Source organism: Plantibacter sp. CFBP 13570 (assembly GCF_014841395.1).
GTDB classification, from domain to species: domain Bacteria; phylum Actinomycetota; class Actinomycetes; order Actinomycetales; family Microbacteriaceae; genus Plantibacter; species Plantibacter auratus.
Genome location: NZ_JACYTW010000022.1, coordinates 1 through 21,805, shown reverse-complemented (window position 1 = coordinate 21,805; position 21,805 = coordinate 1). Strand labels below are relative to the sequence as shown.

The 21,805-nt window shown below is 70.1% G+C and carries 19 protein-coding genes; 9 read left to right on the top strand and 10 right to left on the bottom strand.

Features of this window, described 5'->3' with window-relative positions:
• Window positions 1–85: 85 nt before the first annotated feature.
• Entirely contained in the window at window positions 86–541 is a 456-nt protein-coding gene (locus IFT89_RS09500; RefSeq protein WP_202938816.1) for a VOC family protein, read from the top strand.
• A 2-nt stretch (window positions 542–543) separates the two neighbouring features.
• On the opposite strand, the gene IFT89_RS09495 is transcribed toward IFT89_RS09500, so the two are convergent.
• Entirely contained in the window at window positions 544–1,230 is a 687-nt protein-coding gene (locus IFT89_RS09495) for a TetR/AcrR family transcriptional regulator (RefSeq protein ID WP_124768631.1), read from the bottom strand.
• 151 nt (window positions 1,231–1,381) lie between these two features.
• Between IFT89_RS09495 and IFT89_RS09490 the strand changes: the two genes are divergently transcribed.
• Genes IFT89_RS09490 through IFT89_RS09480 form a run of 3 tightly spaced genes read left to right on the top strand, consistent with a single transcriptional unit; the run spans window position 1,382 to window position 6,508 of the window.
• Window positions 1,382–4,294: an MMPL family transporter gene (locus tag IFT89_RS09490; RefSeq protein WP_202938815.1), complete on the top strand. Its 2,913-nt coding sequence runs from the start codon at window positions 1,382–1,384 to the stop codon at window positions 4,292–4,294.
• On the top strand, window positions 4,291–6,333 hold the full coding sequence (locus IFT89_RS09485; protein ID WP_202938814.1) for a YhgE/Pip family protein: 2,043 nt from the start codon (window positions 4,291–4,293) through the stop codon (window positions 6,331–6,333). The genes IFT89_RS09490 and IFT89_RS09485 overlap by 4 nt, the downstream gene beginning before the upstream one ends.
• Before the next feature lie 34 nt (window positions 6,334–6,367).
• Window positions 6,368–6,508 (top strand): hypothetical protein, encoded by a 141-nt coding sequence (locus IFT89_RS09480; protein ID WP_162852291.1) that lies wholly within the window; start codon window positions 6,368–6,370, stop codon window positions 6,506–6,508.
• A 193-nt stretch (window positions 6,509–6,701) separates the two neighbouring features.
• Here the strand turns inward: IFT89_RS09480 and IFT89_RS09475 are convergent, their stop codons facing one another.
• From IFT89_RS09475 to IFT89_RS09455, 5 genes are all read right to left on the bottom strand, one after another.
• The gene (locus tag IFT89_RS09475) at window positions 6,702–7,694 is read right to left on the bottom strand and encodes an NADP-dependent oxidoreductase (RefSeq protein ID WP_086474668.1); all 993 of its coding nucleotides are present in this window, start codon (window positions 7,692–7,694) and stop codon (window positions 6,702–6,704) included.
• 146 nt (window positions 7,695–7,840) lie between these two features.
• A complete protein-coding gene (locus tag IFT89_RS09470; protein WP_192004504.1) occupies window positions 7,841–8,677 on the bottom strand; it encodes a carbohydrate ABC transporter permease in 837 nt (278 codons plus the stop codon).
• Window positions 8,674–9,654, bottom strand: coding sequence for a carbohydrate ABC transporter permease (locus tag IFT89_RS09465; protein ID WP_079705023.1), 981 nt, complete (start codon window positions 9,652–9,654; stop codon window positions 8,674–8,676). Before IFT89_RS09465 ends, IFT89_RS09470 begins: the two co-directional genes overlap by 4 nt.
• 6 nt (window positions 9,655–9,660) lie before the next feature.
• Window positions 9,661–10,959 (bottom strand): ABC transporter substrate-binding protein, encoded by a 1,299-nt coding sequence (locus tag IFT89_RS09460; protein ID WP_064294151.1) that lies wholly within the window; start codon window positions 10,957–10,959, stop codon window positions 9,661–9,663.
• A 112-nt stretch (window positions 10,960–11,071) separates the two neighbouring features.
• A complete protein-coding gene (locus IFT89_RS09455; RefSeq protein WP_191940453.1) occupies window positions 11,072–12,304 on the bottom strand; it encodes an aminotransferase class V-fold PLP-dependent enzyme in 1,233 nt (410 codons plus the stop codon).
• 237 nt (window positions 12,305–12,541) lie between these two features.
• On the opposite strand from IFT89_RS09455, the gene IFT89_RS09450 reads away from it, so the two are divergent.
• On the top strand, window positions 12,542–13,234 hold the full coding sequence (locus IFT89_RS09450; protein WP_071262252.1) for a FadR/GntR family transcriptional regulator: 693 nt from the start codon (window positions 12,542–12,544) through the stop codon (window positions 13,232–13,234).
• 186 nt (window positions 13,235–13,420) lie between these two features.
• On the opposite strand, the gene IFT89_RS09445 is transcribed toward IFT89_RS09450, so the two are convergent.
• From IFT89_RS09445 to aztA, 3 genes are all read right to left on the bottom strand, one after another.
• Entirely contained in the window at window positions 13,421–14,362 is a 942-nt protein-coding gene (locus IFT89_RS09445) for an SDR family NAD(P)-dependent oxidoreductase (RefSeq protein WP_202938813.1), read from the bottom strand.
• 258 nt (window positions 14,363–14,620) lie between these two features.
• Window positions 14,621–14,965: a chorismate mutase gene (locus IFT89_RS09440; RefSeq protein WP_064296108.1), complete on the bottom strand. Its 345-nt coding sequence runs from the start codon at window positions 14,963–14,965 to the stop codon at window positions 14,621–14,623.
• 61 nt (window positions 14,966–15,026) lie between these two features.
• The gene (gene aztA / locus IFT89_RS09435; RefSeq protein ID WP_202938812.1) at window positions 15,027–15,719 is read right to left on the bottom strand and encodes a zinc ABC transporter ATP-binding protein AztA; all 693 of its coding nucleotides are present in this window, start codon (window positions 15,717–15,719) and stop codon (window positions 15,027–15,029) included.
• A 50-nt stretch (window positions 15,720–15,769) separates the two neighbouring features.
• On the opposite strand from aztA, the gene aztB reads away from it, so the two are divergent.
• The 4 genes from aztB to aztD are packed head-to-tail and all read left to right on the top strand — an operon-like array spanning window position 15,770 to window position 20,196.
• Window positions 15,770–16,768 carry a zinc ABC transporter permease AztB gene (gene aztB / locus IFT89_RS09430; protein ID WP_202938811.1) on the top strand — a complete coding sequence of 333 codons (999 nt, stop codon included), beginning with the start codon at window positions 15,770–15,772 and terminating at the stop codon, window positions 16,766–16,768.
• A complete protein-coding gene (locus IFT89_RS09425) occupies window positions 16,660–17,985 on the top strand; it encodes a hypothetical protein (protein WP_307783488.1) in 1,326 nt (441 codons plus the stop codon). The genes aztB and IFT89_RS09425 overlap by 109 nt, the downstream gene beginning before the upstream one ends.
• A gap of 2 nt (window positions 17,986–17,987) precedes the next feature.
• Window positions 17,988–18,920 carry a zinc ABC transporter substrate-binding protein AztC gene (aztC, locus tag IFT89_RS09420; protein ID WP_194643810.1) on the top strand — a complete coding sequence of 311 codons (933 nt, stop codon included), beginning with the start codon at window positions 17,988–17,990 and terminating at the stop codon, window positions 18,918–18,920.
• A 28-nt stretch (window positions 18,921–18,948) separates the two neighbouring features.
• Window positions 18,949–20,196: a zinc metallochaperone AztD gene (gene aztD / locus IFT89_RS09415; protein WP_244631727.1), complete on the top strand. Its 1,248-nt coding sequence runs from the start codon at window positions 18,949–18,951 to the stop codon at window positions 20,194–20,196.
• A gap of 85 nt (window positions 20,197–20,281) precedes the next feature.
• Here the strand turns inward: aztD and IFT89_RS09410 are convergent, their stop codons facing one another.
• Window positions 20,282–21,676 (bottom strand): FtsX-like permease family protein, encoded by a 1,395-nt coding sequence (locus IFT89_RS09410; protein ID WP_307783487.1) that lies wholly within the window; start codon window positions 21,674–21,676, stop codon window positions 20,282–20,284.
• Window positions 21,677–21,805: the final 129 nt, after the last annotated feature.

Here is a 21,805-nt window from a genome sequence, read left to right as displayed (position 1 = left end):
TCGGAGCCGCCGCCGGACTGCTCCGACGCGGGCCCGTTCCAGGAGACCCTGGATCGGGCCCGCGCGGCCGGGTAGCGTGCAGCCCATGGACATCAGACTCGAGAACGTCGGGATCGCGGTCCGCGACCTCGAGGCGACGATCGCCTTCTTCACCGACCTCGGCCTCACCGTACTCGGCCGCGACACGGTGAGCGGCGAGTGGGCCGACACGGCCGTGGGCCTCGACGGCAATCACGCCAGGATCGCGATGTTGCAGACGCCGGACGGTCACGGACGCCTCGAACTCTTCGAGTACCTCCACCCGGCGGCGATCGAGACGGAACCCACGCTGCCGAACGAGATCGGCATGCACCGCGTCGCGTTCGCCGTCGACGACATCGACGAGGCGCTGGCGATCGCCGCCAGACACGGCTGCCACCCGCTCCGCGGGGTCGCGGATTATCAGGGCGTCTACAAGCTCAGCTACGTGCGCGGGCCGAGCGGCATCATCGTCATGCTGGCCCAGGCGCTGCAGCCGGATCGATCCGGCGAGTCCGCCTGACGTCAGTCGGTGACCGACTCGGTCAGGGCGCGGACGATGGCCGGGAGCGTGCGCATCGCGAGCTCGCGCGGTGAGCCCTCATCGCCGTCCGGGTCCATGAGCACAGCCGTCTGGATGGCCGACTCGTAGAGGGCGACGACGATGTTCGCGATGTCAGGCGTCGGGATCGTGAACCGGACGTGTGCGAGTCCGGCAGCCTGGTCGAGCCACGCGGCGAGCTGTCGGCCCGCGCTCTCCTGGTGCTGGAGGTAGCGGGCTGCGACGTCGGCGTCGCGCATCGCCAGCATCCGGAACTCCGACTGCACGAGACACCAGCGGCGGTCGTCCGGCTGGAGCTCGAGGAAGGCACGGATCAGTGCCTCGAGCGAGCCCTCGGTGTAGCGGCCCGCTGCATCGAGGAGCGACGGGCTGACCGCCTGCAGTCCGGCCTCCAGACGATCGAGTCGGAGCTGGTTCTCGCGTGACTCGAGGGCGAAGAACAGCTCCTCCTTCGAATCGAAGTTGGAGTAGAAAGCACCGCGCGTGAAGCCCGCGCGCTCACTGATCTGCTCGACCGACGCCGCGTGCACACCGAACTCGGCGAAGACCTCGTAGGCGGCGTCGACCAGCCGCTCGCGCGTCCGCTGCCGACGCGCGGACTCGACGGGTGCCTCGTCGCTCGGGGACTCGACCGCTTCGTGCACGCGCATCCTGACACCTTACTGACAGCTCGACCGACTTCTTGCCGATACACCACTGTATCCAATACAGTCGTGTATCGGATACACCGCTGTATCGATCCTGTTCGAATTTCTCCGTCGGCTCGCCTGCAAGCAGCGCCGACCTCCCTAGGAGCGACGCGTGTCCTCACTGCTCTACACCCTCGGCCGCTGGGCGTTCGGCGCCCGCAAGCTCGTGCTGATCCTCTGGATCGCCGTGCTCGCCCTCGCGGGTGGCGGCGCGCTGCTCTTCAACCAGGGAACCGACAACGCCTTCTCCATCCCCGGCACGGAGTCGCAGGAGGCGCTCGACTCGCTCGACCACACCTTCCCGCAGGTGGCCGGCGCCTCGGCGCAGATCATCGTCGTCGCACCGAAGGGCGACACCGTCAAGGACGCCGGGGTCCGGTCGGCGATCGACGACGCCGTCACCGCCCTGGGCGACATCGGGCAGGTCGAGCAGGCGGTCTCCCCCTTCGACGAGAACGTGACGGGAGCGGTCTCGGAGGATCAGCGGGCGGCGCTGATCTCGATCCAGTTCGACGGGGCGCAGACCGACATCACCGCGGCCACGATCAGCGACGTCGAGGACGCGGAGACAAGCCTCGCGAAGGCGCTCCCGGCCGGAGCCGAGTCGTCCCTCGGCGGGCAACTCTTCAGCAACAGCCTGCCGACGCTGAGTGTCATCGAGCTCGTCGGCGTGGTCGTCGCGCTCGTCGTCCTCATCCTCACCTTCGGCTCCTTCCTCGCCGCGGGCATGCCGCTCATCACCGCACTGCTCGGGGTCGGCATCTCGATGGCGCTCATCTTCGTGGCGACGGTCTTCGGGCCGATCTCCTCCACGACGCCGATGCTCGCGCTCATGCTCGGCCTGGCCGTCGGCATCGACTACGCGCTGTTCATCATCTCAAGACACCAGGACGGCCTGCGCAGCGGGCTCGACCCTGCCGAATCAGCCGCCCGCGCGACCGCGACGGCCGGTTCCGCCGTCATCTTCGCGGGCCTCACGGTCATCATCGCCCTCCTCGGGCTCGCGGTCGCGAACATCCCGTTCCTCACGACGATGGGTGTCGCCGCGGCGGTCGGCGTCGCGATCGCCGTGGTCATCTCGCTCACCCTCATCCCGGCCATGCTCGGCTTTGCCGGCGAGCGCCTCCGGCCCAAGGCGAGGCGGGCCAGGAAGCGCGCGGCGGCCCGGGGTGCTGCTGCTGAGCCGGTCGACGGCCCACAGGACGCGGTCCCTGAGCACCACAGCCCGGTCCCTGAGCCCCGTACCGCGGCCCCTAAGCACCACAACGCGGTCCCTGAGCCCCACAACGCGGTCCCTGAGCACCACAACGCGGTCCCTGAGCCTGTCGAAGGGCACCCCAACCGCTTCTTCCTCGGCTGGGTGCGCGGCGTCACGCGACTCCCCATCGTCACGATCGTCGCCGTCGTCGCCGTCCTGGGCGCCCTCGCCATCCCCGCCCTGTCACTCCGACTCGCGCTCCCCGACGCTGGTTCCCTGCCGGAGGGCGACGGAGCCCGCACGACATACGACCTCGTCTCCGAGCACTTCGGTGAGGGCTTCAACGGGCCGCTCATCGTCACCGGCGGCATCGTCGGCAGTACCGACCCGCTCGGACTCATGGCCGACCTCAAGCAGGAGATCGAGGGACTCGACGGCGTCGCCGCCGTCCCGCTCGCCACCCCCAACGCGACGGCCGACACCGGGATCATCCAGGTCATCCCGAGCGGCAGTCCCGACTCCCAGGCGACGAAGGACCTCGTCGCCGAGATCCGAGGACTGCACCAGTACTTCCAGGACGAGTACGACGTCGACCTCCAGGTCACCGGGTTCACGGCCATCGGGATCGACATCTCCGACCGCCTCGGCGGCGCCCTCCTCCCCTTCGGCCTGATCGTCGTCGGCCTGTCGCTCGTGCTCCTGACGATGGTCTTCCGCTCCATCTGGGTGCCGATCAAGGCGACCCTCGGCTACCTGCTGTCGGTCGCCGCGTCGTTCGGCGTCGTGGCCCTCGTCTTCGAGCACGGCGTATTCGCCGAGGCCCTCCACGTCGCGAGGACCGGTCCGGTGATCAGCTTCATGCCGATCATCCTCATGGGTGTCCTGTTCGGACTCGCGATGGACTACGAGGTCTTCCTCGTCTCCCGGATGCGCGAGGACTTCGTCCATTCGGGACTCGCGAGGCGATCCGTCGAGACCGGCTTCCTCGGCTCGGCGAAGGTCGTCACCGCCGCCGCCGTCATCATGTTCGCGGTCTTCGCCGCCTTCGTGCCGGAGGGCGACACGAACATCAAACCCATCGCCCTCGGGCTCGCGGTCGGCGTCTTCGTCGACGCGTTCATCGTGCGCATGACCCTCGTGCCGGCGGTGCTCGCGCTCCTCGGCGACCACGCCTGGTACCTGCCGAAGTGGCTCGACCGCATCCTGCCGTCCTTCGACGTCGAGGGTGAGGGGCTGCAGCGCGAACTCGAGCTGCGCGAGTGGCGCAACGGTGACGAGGTCGCCATCGCCGCCGCCGGGGTCACCCTGGCCGGCGCGGACGGCCCGCTGTACGAGGACGTCGACACGACGGTCGCCGTCGGTGGCGTGCTCGCGGTGCAGGGCGCGCGCCCGGTTTCGGTCACCGCCCTCCTGCTGACGCTGGCCGGTCGCCTCGAACCCGACCACGGTCGGCTCAAGGTCGCCGGTCTGGTCCTGCCGGTCCGCGCCGGGGCCGTCCGGTCCCGCGTCGCGTACGTCCGTCTCGACCACGGCGAACCCGTCGGGACGCTCGCCTCGGCGCTGGCCGAACGTCCCGCCGTCATCGTCCTCGACGGCGTCGACACCGTGCCGGACGACGACACGAGACGCGGACTGTACGAGCGCCTGCTGACGGCGACCAGGGCCGCAGAACGCACACGTCGGCCGCTCACGATCGTCGTCGGCACCGCGGACGCGACCTCGCTCGCCGACGTCCTGCCGACCGCGGCGCCGGAGGTACTCGACGTCGACCGCGCCGCCACCTCCTCAACTCCCACCGTCATCGCTGAATCGAAGGTCGACGCATGAGCACCATCCTGAACCGCCTCGAACGGGCCCGCTCCGGCAAGGGCATCACGGTCGTCTCGATCATCGGCCTCATCCTTGTGCCGCTCGTCATCGCCGGCGGACTCGTCTGGGCGCTGTGGAACCCGGCGGAACGACTCGGTCAGGTGACCGCCGCCATCGTGAACGACGACAAGCCGGTGACCGTCAACGGCCAGACCGTGCCGCTCGGACGCCAGCTCTCCGCGGGCCTCGTCGACGGCGACCAGAAGACCAACTACACCTGGGTGATCACCGACGCGTCCGACGCGAAGGCGGGCCTCGCCGACGGTTCGTACACGGCCGTCGTGACGATCCCCGAGAACTTCTCGAAGGCGGCGACCTCGTTCTCCGGCGACGCCGCCGACGCCGAGCGCGCCCGCCTCGACGTCACGACGAGCGACCGCAGCAAGCTCGTCGACGACGCCATCTCCCAGACGATCACGCAGACCGCGGCCTCGCTCCTCGGTCGACAGCTCACCACCACCTACCTCGAGAACGTCTACGTCGGGTTCAACACCCTCCACGACCAGCTCGGTGAGGCCGCCGACGGTGCGAAGCAGCTCTCGACGGGCGGACTCTCGCTCGCGCAGGGTGCACAGCAACTCGCGAACGGCACCACGCAGCTGGCCGCGGGCGCGACGCAGTTGTCGTCGGGTGCGACGCAGCTGAGCGACGGGGTGGATGCGCTGGCCGACGGCGCCACGCAGCTGTCCTCCGGTGCGTCGCAACTGAGCGACGGAGCGAGCCAGCTCGCGAACGGAGCAGCGACGCTGTACGCCGGGACGCAGGGTGACGGGAGCACGGATAACCCGGGGCTGGTCGGCGGAGCCAATGGGCTCGCCGAGGCGGCGATCGGAACCTCCCGCGTCGCCGACGCGACGAAGGCTGCAGCGACGTCCGTGGCGGCTCGCTGCCTGGACCCGGTGAAAGCGGCAGCGTTGACGGCGATCGACCCGACGCTGTGCAGGGACATCCTCACCACCTTCGGCACCGCCACCGCCCTCACCGACGGCGACACCGCGACCGGGTACCCCGGCACCACCTCCCTGGCGACGAAGACCAAGCAGTTCTCCTCCGGCATGCCCACACTCGTCGACGGCATCGCGCAGATCAACACCGCGGCTGCGCAGATCGCGGCCGGAGCGGCAGGCCTCGCCGATGGTGCGTCCAAAGCCGCCTCCGGGACAACGCAGTTGCAGACGGGTGCGTCCGCCCTCGCCGACGGTGCCGCGCAGTCGGCGACCGGCACGACCCAGCTCGCCGACGCGTCGAACCAGCTTGCTTCGGGCGCCGGAACGTTGTCCGGCGGGATCACGTCGCTCGCGTCCGGTCTGCAGAGCGCGGTCGACAGCCTGCCGACCTACACGAGCTCCGACCGGCAGACGCTCGCGGACGTCGTCGCCGACCCGGTCTCGGCCGGCGATTCGGCGACGGTGTCCTTCGGCACGAACAGCGCTCCCTTCTACGCCGTCCTCGCCCTCTGGCTGGGTGCGCTCGCGAGCTTCCTCGTGCTGCGGCCGGTCCCCTCGCGAGCGTTCGGGTCCACGCGGTCCTCGTTGCGGCTCGCACTCGGTGCCTTCGTGCCGGCGGGGGCGATCGGAATGCTGCAGGGCCTGCTCGTCGCCGTCATCACCGCACCGCTGCTCGATCTCGACGCGGGTGGCTGGCTCGCCTTCGCCGGGGTCGCCGTGCTCGCGGGCCTCGTGTTCGCCGCCGCCAACCAAGCACTGAACGCCCTCTTCGGCGGTGCGGGACGGTTCATCTCGATGATCGTCGCCATCATCGGCCTGGCGACCGGGATCATCGCGACGGTTCCCCAGGTGCTCGACCAGATCCTCACCTTCCTGCCGATCGCACCGGCGCTCGGTGGCCTGCAGGCGATCGCGATCGGCGACGCGGGAGCAGCGGCCGGCGTCGTCGGCCTCGTCCTCTGGCTTTTCGGATCGCTCGCCGCGACGACGTTCGCGATCGCCCGTGCGAGGACCACCTCGGTGAAGGCGCTCGTCCCGGCCGTCGCCTGATGCCCGGCGAGAACCTCGCCGGTAGGCTGGGGTGATGAGCAGCAGCGAAGACCGGGAACTGGCCGAATGGGGCGAGCAGCGCAAGCGTCGTCAGCGGCTCATCGCCTGGGTCCTCGTCGTCGCGCTCGTCCTCGGTGGAGGCGGCGCGACCGTCCTCGGCTTCATCTTCAACTAGCCCCGCCCTCCCTGCCCGGTCGCCAGCGCGGTGCGCTGACGCGAGCGCACCCCACACGCGCGAGCGCGGGTCTCCGGAGGGTCGCGCTCACGCCCCGGACCCGCGCCCGCGCCGGAACAGACCATCTCGGGTCAGCGCACCGCGCTGGCGCCGGAACCCGACGTCTCGGGTCAGCGCACCGCGCTGACCGTCGTCAGGGTCGGGCGTCGTGCAGGTCTCGCTGCTTGACGATGCGCTCCGGGTTCGCAGGGCGCATACCGACGATGATCTTGCCCCGCGCATGCAGCCGCTCGAGATCCTCGAACGCGTCGATGATCAGGTCGAACGGGTAGAACGCCGAGACGACGACCTTCAACGCGTGGTCGGCGGCGTACTCCGCGAGACGTTGCAGCTGCTTCGTGGCGTGCGCCGAGAACTCCTCGTCCGGCTCCAGCGCGGCGAGCTCGATGGCCTTCCGATCCTCGCTCGACCGGTACTTCTCCGGCGGGACGCCGAGTTCGAAGGCGAGCTCCTGGCCGTCCTGACCGAAGTTGTCGATGAACGCCGTCACGCCCTCTGGCGCGAGCTTCCGGATCCGATCGGCCATGCCCTCGCCGTAGACGACCGGCTTGACGCCCTGTTCACGGAGGAAGTCGTGATTGCGCTCACCGCATGTGCCGATGACCCGGACGCCCGCGAACTTCGCCAGTTGCGCCTCGATGTTCCCGACGCCACCGGCCGCCGCCGAGATGACGAGGGTGTCACCCTGCTTGAGGTGCAGCCCGTCGAGCGTGTCGAGCGCCGTCAGTCCAGCGAGGTAGAGCCCGCCGGCCTCCTCCCAGCTCACGCGCTTCGGCTTGCGGACGAGGGATGACGCCGGGACGACGACCTGGGTGGCGTGCGCGCCACGGACGGCGTGACCGATCACCTCGTCGCCCCGCTTCCAGCCCTCGACACCGGTTCCGACCTCGCGGACCAATCCGGCGAAGTCGCTCCCCTGCCCGGTCGGCAGCTCGATCGGCACCGTCTCGGCGAGGTGCCCCTCGCGGACGAACGCCTCGATGTGGTTGATGCCGCTCGCGAGGACGTCGACCACGACCTCGCCCCATCGTGGATGCGGCATCTCGGACTCGATGAACTCGAGTACGTCGGGCCCGCCGTAGCGGGCATAGCGGAGTGACCTCGTCGTCTGCTTCGAACCGAACATGGTTCATCTTCCACCTGTCGGTCGCTAGCCGATCGAACTATCAGCTGGCTTACAGGTTCACCGGACGGCTGCTCATGACGACGCCCGCTCGCCCAGGAATGGGCGAACGGGCGTCGGCTCGCCCATTTTTGGGCGAATGAGAGGGCTCAGCCCTTCACCGCTCCCGCGGTCAGGCCCTGCACGATGTACCGGCTCGCGAACGCGAACAGCACCATCGTCGGGATGATCGTCAGCACGGCGGCCGCCGACATGGAGCCCCAGTCGATGTTGTAGCTCGTGATGAAGCCGTTGAGCGCCGTCGGGATCGTCTTGTTCGCGTCACTGTTGATGAGCGTCACCGAGAGGAACAGCTCGTTCCAACAGTTCACGAAGTTGAAGATGAACGCCGCCACGATCCCGGGCTTCAGCACCGGGACGAGCACCCGGAAGAGCGCGCCGAACCGCGAGCAGCCGTCGATCATGGCCGCCTCCTCGAGGGCGTCGGGGATGTTCTCGAAGAATCCACGCAGCATGACGGTGCAGAACGGGATGCACACCGCGATGTAGATGAGGATGAGACCGAACCGGTTGTCGACGAGCTTGAGCTGCGTCATCAGCAGGTAGAGCGGGCCGAGCGCGATGAACGACGGGATCATCTGCGTGGCGAGGAACGCCAGCAGGATCGCCCCCTTGCTCCGGAACTCGAACCGCGCCAGCACGTACGCCGACAGCATCGAGATGAACGTCGCCACGACGGCTGCGATCGTCGCCACGATGAGGCTGTTGACGACGTAGGTGCCGAACTGCGCCTTGCTGAACAGGCCGAGGTAGTTCTCGACCGAGAACACCTCCGGCCAGTACGTCAGCGGGTAGGAGAAGATCGCGCCCGGCTTCTTGAACGAGGTGACGACGATCCAGTACAGCGGGAACACCGTGATGACGAGCCAGAGCCCGAGGAAGAGGAACTTGACGACCTTCGCGGTCCGGGTCTCCTGGTCGATCATGCCTTCACCTTCTTCTCACGCATGGACAGCAGGTAGAACGCGGTGAACACCAGCAGGATCGCGACGACGATGAGGCCGATCGCGGAGGCCCGGCCGTAGTCTCCGCGCTGGGTGGTCGCGATCATCCAGGTCGTCAGGATGTGGGTCTGGTTCGCCGGACCACCGCCCGTCATGCCGTAGATGATGTCGGGGAAGTTGAAGATCCAGATGACCCGGAGCAGCACCGTGAGGGCGAGCGTCGTGCGGATGTACGGGATCGTGATCTGGAAGAGCATGCGCGCCTTGCCCGCGCCATCGAGCGCTGCGGCCTCGAAGAGGTCCTCCGGCACCGACTGCAGGGCGGCGAGGATCATGATCGCGAAGAACGTGACGCCGTACCAGACGTTCGCGACGATGACGGCGAACATCGCGGTGTTCGGGTCCGCCAGCCACGGGATCGGGGTGTCGATCAGCCCCACCTTCTGGAGCAGGTCGTTGATCACGCCGAACTCGCTGTTGAACATCCAGCGGAACAGGATGCCGATGAGGAAGCCCGAGATGGCCCACGGGAAGAAGATCATCGCCTGGTAGAGGCCGCGGAACCGGAACTTCCGGCGCAGCCACAGGGCGATGCCGAAGCCGATGACGAACTGCGGGACGATCGAGGCCACCACCCAGAGCACGGTGTTCGCGACGACCTTGCCGAAGGCGGGGTCGGCGAAGACGGCCAGGAAGTTGGCGAATCCCACCCAGGAGGTGTCGGTGAGGTTGGCGAGGTTCCAGTTGCGGAACGCCATCTGGGAGCCGGCGATCATCGGGTAGTAGATGAAGATCGCCACGAAGATGAACGCGGGGGCGAGGAAGGCGAGGAGGCCGAAGCCGCGGCGCACCGTGAAGGTGCGCCGCCGACGCCCACCGGCGGTCCGCGAGGGACCGGCCGGGGGTGTCGGGGTCGCACGCTGCTGCGTGCGACCCGCTTCGTCAGTGGTGGTCGTCATGGACGGTTACTCGCTCTTCCACTTCTCGGTCCAGTACTCGTCCCAGCCCGCGAGGAGCTTCTCCGGCGTCAGCTGGCCGATGAGGACCTGCTGGATCTCCGAGTCGGACTTCTGGATCCACTCGGTCCACCAGGAGGAGCCGCGCGGCTGCGTGACGCTCAGGTAGGTGTCCGGGTTCTCGTTCATCGTGACGTAGCTGGCCCACGGGCCGGTCTTGTAGAAGTCGCTGTCCGCCGCGCTCTTGACGATCGGGACGAGGCTGTTCTCCTGGGCGAAGGTGGTGGCCTGCTTGTCCTCGGAGAGGAACTCGATGAGCTTCGCGGCCTCGGCCTTGTGCTCGCTCGACGCCGCCGTGCCCCAGCCCGCGGTCGCCATGGGCTGTGCGGCCTTGCCGGTCGGGCCGGTCAACAGCGGAGCGGTGCTCCACTGCTCGGCCGTGATCGCCTCGGACTGCTCGACGGTCGCGATGACCTCCGGGTCCTGCAGGAGGAACGCGGTCGAACCGTTCGAGAAGCCTTCGACCATCTCGGGGTAGCCCCACGCGACGGACGATGGCGGCGAGGCCTCCTTGAAGAGGTCGAAGTAGGTGTTGACGGCGTCGAGCGCCTCCGGTGCGGAGAAGATCGTGTCGCCGTTCGTCAGCTTGAACGCGTTCTCGGTGTCGAGGTCGTCGGCGACGTAGGCCTCGATGGCCGCGACGACGTTGCTGTTCGCGTTGGTGCCGCCCCGGAAGGCGTAGCCGAACTGGTTCTTCGAGGGGTCCTGGATCGCCGAGGCCTGCTCGAGGAGGTCGTCCCAGCTCGTCGGGGGCCCGTCGAAGCCGGCCTCCTTGATGAGGTCGGTGCGGTAGAACAGGCTCAGCCCGTAGAAGCCGTAGGGCACGTAGTAGACCTTGCCGTCCTCGCCCTTCGCGTACTTCGTCGCGTTGTCGGTGAGGTCGTCCCAGCCCTTCCAGTCCTCGAGCTCGCCGCTCATGTCGTCGAGCCAGCCGTTGGTGGAGAACGGGCCGACGGTGATGTCGCGGACCTCGAGCACGTCGACGCCCGAGCCGGACTGCAGCATCTGGGTGATCTTCTGGTCGGCCTGATCGGTCGGCGGCGAGATGAGCTCGACCTTGATCTTCGGGTTGTCGGCCTCGAAGTCCGCGATGAGCGACTTCAGGACCTCGGTCCGGGCGGGGTTGGTCAGGCTCTCGACCATCTGCAGGGTGACGGTGCCGTCGCTCGCGCCGCCGGCACAGGCCGACAGGGCGAGGCCGGTGACGACGGACAGGCCGATGGCTGCCGTTGCGCGTGACTTCCTCATGCTCGCTTCTCCTTTGAGTGGTGCTGGTGGGGGTGCTGCGGGGGTGGGTGCTGTGGTGCCGGTGCGGTGCGGTGGTGCGGGTGTGGTGGTGTCGGGTCGGGCGGTTCCGCGCTCAGCTCGTGGCCGCGCGCTCCTCCTCGGCCCATCGCGCGAGGACCGGGACGGCGTGCTCGGCGAAGTGTTCGAAGTCCTCGGGGGTGTTGTAGACGTGGGTGGAGAGTCGGACGTAGCCGATCCCGTCGAGGCTCGTGAACGCGCCCTCGACACCGAGCTCGGCGGAGACGCGGTCGCGGAGGCCGTCGGCGGTAGCGTGGGTCGTCGCGAGTCCGGTCGGGAGCTTGACGAGCCGGAGGGCGTTGACGGGCATGCCCACGTCGACGTGGCTGTCCTCGCCGGTGATGGCGGTCACGGCGTCGGCGACCACCTCGACGGCGTAGTCGGCGAGCTCGGTCATGTAGTCCCTGGCGGCCGACCAGCCCCACACGTCCTCGATGAACCCGAGCGACGTCGCCGCGGCGAGGTAGCTCGTGACGTCGACCGTGCCCTGGGTGTCGAAGCGCTGCGGGAACGGGTACGGCGAACCCCAGGAGTCGATGAGCGGGTAGAGCTCCTGCGCGAGCGGGCTGCGGGCGACGAGGACGGCCGCACCGCGCGGGGCGCACCCGAACTTGTGCAGGTTGCCGACCCAGAAGTCGCAGTCGAGGTCGCGCATGGGGTCGGCGTAGAGGCCGGGGACGTGGGCGGCGTCGACAAGCGTGGGGATGCCGGCGGCACGGGCCGTGGCGGCGATCTGTTGGACCGGCAGGAGTCTGGCGGTCGGCGAGGTGATCTGGTCCATCACGATGAGGGCCGTGCGGTCGCTGAACTCGGCGACGACGGCGTCGTGGGCGGTCTGCGCGTCGGCGTCGAGCGGGATGCGGGCGGTCCGGACGGTTCCGCCCCAGCGTCGCGCGAGGCGCTCGGCACCCATCGTGACGGCCCCGTAGCCGTGGTCGGTGACGATGATCTCGAGGTCGCGCTGCACGGGGAGGCTGGAGAAGACGACGCTCGCCCCGGCGCTCGCGTTCGGAACCATGGCGAGCTGGTCGACCGAGGCCCCGAGGAAGTCGGCGATCCCGACACGGGCCGCGCCGACCTTGGCCGGGAGGGCCGGGAACCAGGTGAGGGGTGCCGCCTCCATCTCGCGGCGGAGGGCCTGCTGGTGCTCCTGCGCGACGATCGGGACAGCCCCGAAGGATCCGTGGTTGATGTGACGCTTGGTCGGATCCAGCGTCCACCCGGCCGTTGCCGGTCGGCCGTCGCCGAGCGTGAGCGGCGCTGGCCGTGCGATGGTGCGAGTGTCCACAGTGACGTTCCTCCGAGTCGATTATGCAGTGGATTGTCCGATAACCATAGGGGCAACGTTTGATGACTTGGGTTTCTGTCGTGTTACAAGTGATCGCTCAGGTCGTTTCGGGATCGACTCATCGGATGACTTGGCTTTCAAGCGGGGAGTCATCGGATGTCTCGCGGCACGCGGCGGCTCGCGGATCACCGGCGAGGGGCCGCTACGATGGCGGGACGACCCCTGAGGAGGAGCCGCATGTCCGCAGTCGACACCGCGTTCCACGGCCTGCGACACATGATCGCGTCGGGACGGCTCGTGGCGGGGCAGCGGTTCCCGGCCGAGAACGAGCTCTGCGACGAACTCGGCGTGTCCCGCGGGTCCCTGCGGGAGGCCGTCCGCATGCTGGCCGCCCTCGGGATCATCGAGTCGCGGCACGGCTCGGGCACCTACGTGTCGATGCTCCGGCCCGAGGAGATCATCGGCAGCCTGTCGCTCACGGTCGACCTCCTCCCCCTCGACGGTCTCCTGCAGATGTACGAGCTGCGGCGGGTGCTCGAGACCCATGCCACCTCGCAGGCGGCTGCTCGCGCGAGCGACGAGGTGCGCGCCGAACTCGCCGAACTCGTGGAGGCGATGGAACGGACGACCGACCCCGCCGAGTCGAGCGAACTGGACCACCGGTTCCACGAACTCATCGCACGGACGGCCGGGAACGCCACGCTGACGGCCCTGTTGCAGGTCTTCCGGTCGCGCTCACGTGCCTACGACGTCTTCAGCCTGCCCGCCGGCGACGAGCTGCGTCGGGTCAGCAACCGCGGACACCGGGCGATGACCGAGGCGATCATCTCGCGCGACCCCGTCGGGGCGGCCGGGGCGGCGTCAGCCCACGTCGCGCAGACCGAGGAGTGGTTGCGGGTCCTGCAGCCGCCGGCGACCCCCGCCGACTGAGGTCTGGTTGCGCCAGCGCGGTGCGCTGACGTCAGCGCGGGTCTGTGGCGCGAGCGCGGGTCTCCGGAGGGGTGCGCTCAGCGCCATGCCCTGCGGTCACGCCGGTTGAGGCGCAGTCACGCGAGCGCACCGCGCTGGGGCCGATTCCCCCGCGCTCGTGCCGGCGCGGAGCGCTGACGTCTGTTCTCAGGAGGTCGGGAGGATGGGCGTGCCGATGAGCCGCTCGAGGTCCGTCCAGAGCGCCGCCGCGACGGCCCGGTCGGTCGTGATCGCGGCAGGGGTCTGCCGCACGGCGTCGCCCTTCGTGAGCCACCGGGGACCGAAGAACCAACCGCCGTCGGCCGCTTCGTCGGTGATCGCCCGGAGCGTCGGCTCGGCACCCCGCTGCTTGCTCTGCGCGTAGACGGACTGCAGGGTGTCGGAGAAGCGACGTCCGCGGGTCGGCTCGTTGACGCCGGGGACGCGACGGTCGAGTCCGTTGACCGAGTAGCCGGGGTGCGCGACGAGTGCCCGGACGGTGCTGTGCGACGCCGCGAGCCGACGGTCGAGCTCGAAGCCGAGCGACGAGAGGGCGATCTTGGACTGGGCGTACGCCTGCCAGCCGCTGTACCCGTCGCGGAGCTGCAGGTCGTCGCCGTGGAACCGGACGAGCAGGGTGGAGAGGCTTCCCAGGAGCACGACGCGCGGCGCGGAATCGTGCGCATCCGCCGTGCGCTGCAACACCGGCAGGGCCTCGGCGAGCAAGGCGGCGTGGCCGACGACGTTCGTCGCGAAGACCAGCTCGATGCCGTCGGCCGTCTCCTGCCGTTCCTTCGGCATGTGCACCATGCCGGCGTTCGCGACGAGGGCGTCGAGACGGTCGAGGTCCGCGAGTCGCTCGCCCGCCGCACGCGCCGAGTCGAGCGAGGAGGTGTCGAAGGGGAGGTGGCTGAGTCGAGCGTCGGGCACCTTCACCCGGATCGCCCGCATCGCCGCCTGCGTCTTCGTCGCACTCCGTGACGCGAGAATGACCTCCGCGCCCGCTCGCGCGAGCCCGAGGCTCGTCCAGAAGCCGAGGCCGGCGTTCGCTCCGGTGACGAGGACGACGCGTCCGGTCTGATCGGGCAGGGAGTCGGCGTTCCAGGTCATGGACTCATGATGGCGCAGGACGCTGGACACCGCCCGAAGAAGCGTCACTCCTTGCCCTGGCTCACCCGAGGTGCCAGCGCGGTGCGCCGACGTGACCGCGCGCGAATCGGGCCGAGCGCGGACGAACGGGCCTGACCGCACACGAACGGGCGTGACCGCGGGCCACACGCGTGGGCGCGACCCTCCGGAGACCCGCGCTCACGCCACAGACCCGCGCTCGCGTCAGCGCACCGCGCTGGCAGAACGGAACACGAAGGATCAGTGCTGGTTGGCGAGACGCTCGTGGTGGTGGATGACCTCGGCGACGACGAAGTTGAACCACTTCTCGGCGAAGGCCGGATCGAGGTGCGACTCCTCGGCGAGCGCCCGAAGACGGGTGATCTGCCGCTGTTCGCGCGCCGGGTCGCTCGCAGGCATGTCGTGCTCGGCCTTCAGGCGACCGACCTCCTGCGTGCACTTGAACCGCTCGGCCAGCAGGTGGACGAGTGCCGCGTCGATGTTGTCGATGCTGCTCCGCAGGCGGCCCAATCGCTCGGTGGCCGCCTGGGCGTCCGCCGCAGCGGCGCCGGTCGTGGGTTCGGGTTGCTGCTCGGCCTGGCTCATGCGAAAACTCTAGCAACGCGCCGGGGGCCGGAGACGGGTCGCCGGGCGATCCCCAGCCGGTTCACCGCGGATCCTCGACGAGACATCCCGCCTCGAGGTGCACCCGCGCGTCGGCCTCCGCGACCGCGACCGGATCATGCGTCACCTCCACCACCGTCGCGCCACGGTCGGCCTCCGCCCGGAGCACCTCGCGGATCGCCAGCCCAGCAGCACGGTCGAGGCCGACGGTCGGCTCGTCGAGCAGCAGCAGGTCGGCCTCACGCGCGAGCGCCTGCGCGACGAGGACCCGCTGGCGCTGCCCGCCCGACAGCTCGCCGAAGGAGCGCCCGGCGAGGTGCAGGACGTCGAGGCGGGCGAGGCTCTCGTCGACGATGCGTCGGTCCCCAGCCCCGAGTCGACCCCACCAGCGACGCAGCGTCGGCCAGCGTCCCATCGACGCGACGTCGCGCACCGTGACCGGGAAGCGCTCAGGCACGGCGCTGCGTTGCGGGACGTAGGCGGCCGACCGACCGTCGAGGCCGTCGACGCCGCCCGAGGTCGGTCGGTGGAGGCCCGCGATCACCGCGAGCAACGTCGACTTCCCCGCTCCGTTCGCCCCGGTGACGACGGTGATGGCGGCCGCCCCGACCTCGACTGAGATCCCGTGCAGGACGCGCGCGCCGTCGTACTCGGCCGACACGTCGTGGAGTCGGATGCCGGACACGACGGGCTGTGCCGAAATCGGAGGGCGAGGGGTGCTCGTCGCGGATCGCATGTCATCACCCTATCAATACTGAGAATCATTTTCATGTAGAGTGCTCGACCATGACCTGGATCACCGAGCCGTTCACCGCGGCCTTCCTCCTGCGCGCCCTCGTCGGCGGTCTGCTGGTGGCGGCCGTCTGCGGTGTCGTCGGCACCTGGGTCGTCCTCCGCGGCCTCGCGTTCCTCGGGGAGGCGATGGCCCACGGCATGCTGCCCGGCGTCGCCACCGCGGCACTCCTCGGCCTGCCGCCGGTCGCCGGCGCGGCCGTCAGCGCGGTCGTCATGACCGCCGGCGTCAGTCTCGTCTCGCGGCGCGGCAGGCTGTCCCACGACACTTCGATCGGTCTCCTCTTCGTCGGCATGCTGGCCCTCGGAGTCATCATCGTGTCGTCGAGCAGATCGTTCGCCACGGACCTCACGGCGATCCTCTTCGGCGACATCCTCGCCATCCGGCCCGCGGACCTGGTGGGCCTCGCCATCGCACTCCTCGTCACCGTGGGCGTCGCGGTCGCCTTCCACCGCCCGTTCGTCGCCCTCGCCTTCGACCGCCGGGTCGCCCAGACCATGGGTCTCCGGCCGCGACTCGCCCACGCGATGCTCGTCGGCCTCGTGACCCTCGCGGTCGTCGCCTCGTACAGCGCCGTCGGCACCTTGCTCGTCGTGGCGCTCCTCCTCGGGCCGGCCGTCGCCGCGGCCCACTGGGCGCGTCGCATCCCGCTCATCATGCTGCTCGCCACGGGTTTCGGCGGCCTGGCCGTACTGCTCGGCCTGCTCCTTTCCTGGTACGGCGACACCGCGGCCGGAGCGTCCATCGCCGCCTGCTCGATCCTGCTCGCCACGGTGTCGTGGGGCGCGCGGGCACTCGTCGGACGGCTCCGGCGGCCCACCGACCGACACCTCGACCACCCCGACGACCACCTCACCGAACCGACCCACCTGGAAAGCGCACCGTGCACCGACTCCTCCGACCGACCATCCGACCAGGCGTCTCCCGCCGGACCGACGAGCGGCTCCCCCGCGCCACACGCACCGCGCTCGCTCTCGGCGCCCTCGCACTGACACTCAGCGCCTGCGCGCCGCAGGGGTCGGCATCACCCACCGCGACGGCCTCGGACGAACCGCGCGGACACGGCTACGTCGAGGGCGCGAGCGAGCTCCCCGAGCCGCAACTGCACCTCGCGACCGCCGACGTCGACGGCACCGTCGAGCTGACCGACCTGCTCAGCGAGGAGCGCACGACGCTCGCCGAGCTCGGCCCGATCTCGGCGCTCACGGGCGACGGCCGGTTCGTCGCCGCGCAGTCCGAGCCCGCCGGCACCGTGACGATGATCGACACGGGTGTGTGGACGGTCGACCACGAGGACCACCAGCACTACTACCGCGCCGAGGCGCGGGTCGTCGGCGAGATCGAGGGCGACGGACCAGCGACGATCACCGCCGGTTCGACGACCACCGCCGTGCGGTTCGCCGATTCGGGCGAGACACTCCTCCTCGACACCGCCGCACTCGGCACGGGCGACATCACGCAATCCGGTCGGATCCGGACCTCGCCCGGTGCTCCCGGAATCACCGTGCCGATCGGCGAGACGGTCGTCGCGACCGACGGGACCGGCAAGCTGCATCTCCATGGCATCGACGGCGACCTCCTCGACCCCTCGTCGGCGTCTGTGACCGCTGCCGACGCTGTGCTCGCCGGGTGCACCGATCCGGCCGGCAGCATCACGACCAACGTCGGCGTCGTCATCGGCTGCGCGGAGGGCGCGCTCCTCGCCGTCGTCGACCGTGGTTCGAGCGACGCCGACCCCGTCCCCACGTTCGAGGCGATCCCCTATCCGCAGGCTGTCGCCGCCGCCGACCGCGCGACGTCCTTCCACGCGCGTCCCGGCCGTCCGACGGTCGCCGCCGTCGCCGGCACCTCCGGCGCCTGGCTGCTCGACACCCGCGAGCGCAGCTGGGCGCTGCTGCCGACCCCCGCACCCCTGCAGCTGGTCACCGCCATCGACGACCGCGACCAGCACGTCGTCGGCCTCACGACGACCGGCGACCTCCTCGTCCTCGACGGTGTCACCGGCGCCGTGACGGGGACCGCGGCCGCACTCGTCGGTGCAGCCGACCTCGCCACGGGCGTCCAGCTGGAGGTCGACCAGAACCGCGCCTACCTGAACACCCCGGGCACGCGCACCGTCTCCGAGATCGACTACGGCGACGCCGCGCGGATCGCCCGCACCTTCACCTTCGACACGGCACCGGCGTTCCTCGCCGAGACGGGACGCTGACCATGCGAGCGACCATCCCCCGCACGACCGCCCTCCTGCGCACGACCGCGGTCCTCGCAACCGGCCTCGTGCTGGGGACCGGCCTGACGAGCTGTGCGGCGAGCGCCGACGACCGCCCGCTCGTCGTCGTGACCACGAACATCCTCGGCGACGTCGTCGGTGAACTCGTCGGTGACCAGGCCGAGGTCATGACCCTCATGCCGCCCGACGCCGATCCGCACTCCTTCGAGATCTCCGCGCGGCAGGCGGCACGCATCACCGGTGCGCAGCTGCTCGTGTCGAACGGCCTGGGACTCGAGGAGGGACTCACCCAGCACCTGGAGACCGCGGCCGACGAGGGGGTGCCGATCGTCGAGGCCGGCTCGCTCGTCGACGTCCTCGAGACCGCGTCGGGCGCGACCGATCCGCACTTCTGGACCGACCCGACGCAGATGACGTCGGTCGTGGACGGGGTCACCGAGGCGTTGCTCGAGGAGATACCCACGCTCGACGCGGCCGAGCTGCAGGCGAACGCCGCCACGTACGCGGCCGAGCTCGAGGCGCTCGACGCCGAGATGGCCGAGGCGTTCGCCGCCATCCCGGCCGAGCAGCGGAAGCTCGTCACCAACCATCACGTGTTCGGGTACCTCGCCGCCCGCTACGACTTCCAGGTCATCGGCGCCGTCATCCCGAGCGGCACCACGCTCGCGGCCCCCAGCGCCTCGGACCTCGACGAACTGTCGACCGCGATCGAGGAGGCCGGCGTCCGGACGATCTTCGCCGACTCCTCGCAACCCGACCGGCTCGTGCAGGTGCTCGCCGACGAGGCGGACGTCGACGTCACCGTCGTCCCGTTGTTCACCGAGTCGTTGACCGCCGAGTCGGGCGACGCCCCCACCTACCTCACCATGATGCGCGCGAACACCGAGCGCATCGCCACCGGACTCTCGCCCTGAGCGGGCGTCCACGAACCGATAGGAAACCATGCAGCAGCACCACCGCAGTCCCCTGGCATCGCGCCTGAAGCGCGGCCGGGTCCCGTTCCTCGTCGTCGGCACCGCCGCGGCCCTCCTCCTCACCGGGTGCTCGACCGCGAGCGGCTCCGCGCCCGACGCGACTGCGTCGACCTCCGCCGACCCGCAGAGTCGGATCACCCTGACCTACGACGGCGGCCTCCTCGTCCTCGACGCCGCCTCCCTCGAGGTGGTCGGCGACCTCCCCCTCGACGGGTTCAACCGGGTGAACGCCGCCGGCGACGGGCGGCACGTGCTCGTCACCACGACGAAGGGCTTCCAGGTCCTCGACACCGGGACGTGGACGGACGAGGACGGCACCTCGAAGCAGGCCGACCCGGTCCTGACCGACCTCGTCTTCCCCGCCGACACCGCAGGCCACGTCGTCCGTCACGCCGACAAGACCATCCTCTTCGCCGACGGCTCCGGCGACACGACGATCTTCGACAGCGCTGACCTCCTCGAGGCCACCGACGAGCTGCCCGAGACCGAGACCATCCCGTCGGAGGCCGCGCACCACGGTGTCGCCATCGAGCTCGAGGACGGCACCGTGCTGTCCACGATCGGCACCTCGGACGCCCGGACCGGTGTCCGGGTGCTCGACGACTCGCGCACCGAGATCGCCCGCAACGAGCAGTGCCCGTCGGTGCACGGTGAAGGCACCGTCAAGGACGAGGTCGTCGTGTTCGGCTGCAGCGACGGCGTGCTCGTCTACGACAGCGGCGTCTTCACGAAGATCCAGGCGCCGGACGCCTACGGGCGCACGGGCAACCAGTACGTCAGCGAGACGTCCTCCATCGCGGTCGGCGACTACAACAGCGACCCCGACGCCGAGGGCTACGACCTCCGCCAGCTCGCGTTCACCGACACGGTCGCGAAGACGACGAAGATCGTCGACCTGCCGGAGGGCGTCGGCTACACCTGGCGCGACGTCGCGCGAGGGCCGAGCGACGAGGTCATCGTGCTCGGCAACGACGGTTCGCTGCACATCCTCGACGAGCAGACGGGTGCCGTCACCGACACGATCAAGGTCATCGACGCCTGGGAGCCGCCGGCTGAGTGGCAGGACGCCCACCCGGCGCTCGTCGTCCAGGACGGTGTCGCCTACGTGACCGACCCGGCGACGAAGTCGATCCACGCCGTGGATCTCGCGTCGGGCGACATCACGACGGGTGAACTGCCCGGCGTCCCGAACGAGATCGCGGTCGTCACGGGCTGACCCGACCTCACCGAGAGCGCCCGTTCCGTCCTCCCCGCGTCATGCAGGGGACGGAACGGGCGCTCCCGTCGTGCGGGCCGGGCGGTCAGACGCGCTCGGGCGCTCGGAGCACCCCGGAGACGACTGGACGGGTCGCGCGAAGGGCCGCCCACACGAGCCCGATGCCACCGGCGAAGCACCCGACGATGACGAGGACCGACAGCGGGGCGAGGATGACACTGATGCTGGCCATCGGCAGGACGAGGAGGACGCCCAGTCCGGCCGAGCCCAGCGCGACCACCCGCAGGGGCAGCATGACCGCGCGACCGCGAGCCCGTTCCATCACGTCCCGCGGCACCCCCAGGCGGTCGAGGCTGACGTACAGGTCTCGCCGGTCGAGGACCGCCGACGCCTGGTTCACCCCGACGGAGCATGCGACCATGAGGAACGACGCGACGAGCGTGATGATCACGCCGGTGCGGATGTCGTCGATGAGGATGGCGCTCTCACGGTCGAGGTCGGAACCTCCGGCGGCGTCCATGAGCGCCACCCCGGTCCCGGCGACGACGGCGACGAAGCTCGTCATCGCGACGCCACTGACCTGACGCCACGCCGCCTTCGGCGACTCCAGGATCGTGCGGGCAGCGAGGAGCCGCTCCGGCGTCTTGGCGCGCTTGGCCGATCCCCGGCCGATCACCCCGACGACCCAGGGGCCGATCAACCCGAGTACCCCGACACCGGCGGCGAACCCCACGCCCAGGACGGCGATCATGACGGCGACCTCCTGCAACCCCGCCACGACGGAGAGCATGCCGTAGGCGAGGATCACGACGACGACCCCGACGACGATGCGCAGCCAGTGCACGGTCGGCGCCTGCTGCTTCGTGCGGACGCCGAGCGGGCTCACGTTCACCGCGCGGAGACCGATGGCTGCACTCGCGGCTGCGAGCAGCACGACACCGAGGACCACCGCGGCGATGATCGGGACACCGACCCAGACGCCCTCGACCCCGATCGGGGAACCGCCGAACGGGATGAACCCGACGAGCGGCAGCATGCCGAGGTACAGCAGGATCCCCGCGAACGCTCCGAGGAGGGCGACCCCGGCCGATTCGAGAACGGTCATCGCCGTGACCGTGCCGGGTGTCGCGCCGAGGAGTCGGAGGGTGGCGAGTCGGTCGTCGCGGCGCCGGGCGGAGAGCCGCGCGGCCGCCCCACCGAGCGAGCCGAGCGGGACGAGCAGCAGGGCCAGTGCCAGCACACTGAGCACCTGGTAGATGAAGGCCGTCTCACCGGTCCACCGCCAGAACATCAGGGCGCCACCCAGCACGGTGAGCACGAGTGCGGTGGTCACGGCGAACGCGACCGCCGGGAGCACGATCGTCGCAGGGCTCTGCGCGCCCGGGCGGGCGAGCATCCAGGTGAGACGGACGACGGGACTGCGACCGCTGCCGGCGGGGACCGGGATCCGGGTCGGTGCGACCCCGACTGCGGCGGTCACGGTCGGGCTCCGTTCGGGACGACGCCGGTCGCCTGACCCGGGTGGGCCTGCGGCGGGTACGGCTGCGCAGCGGGCTGGGCGTACGGCTGCGGCGGGAACGGCTGCCCGGCGGGCTGCTGCTGGTACGGG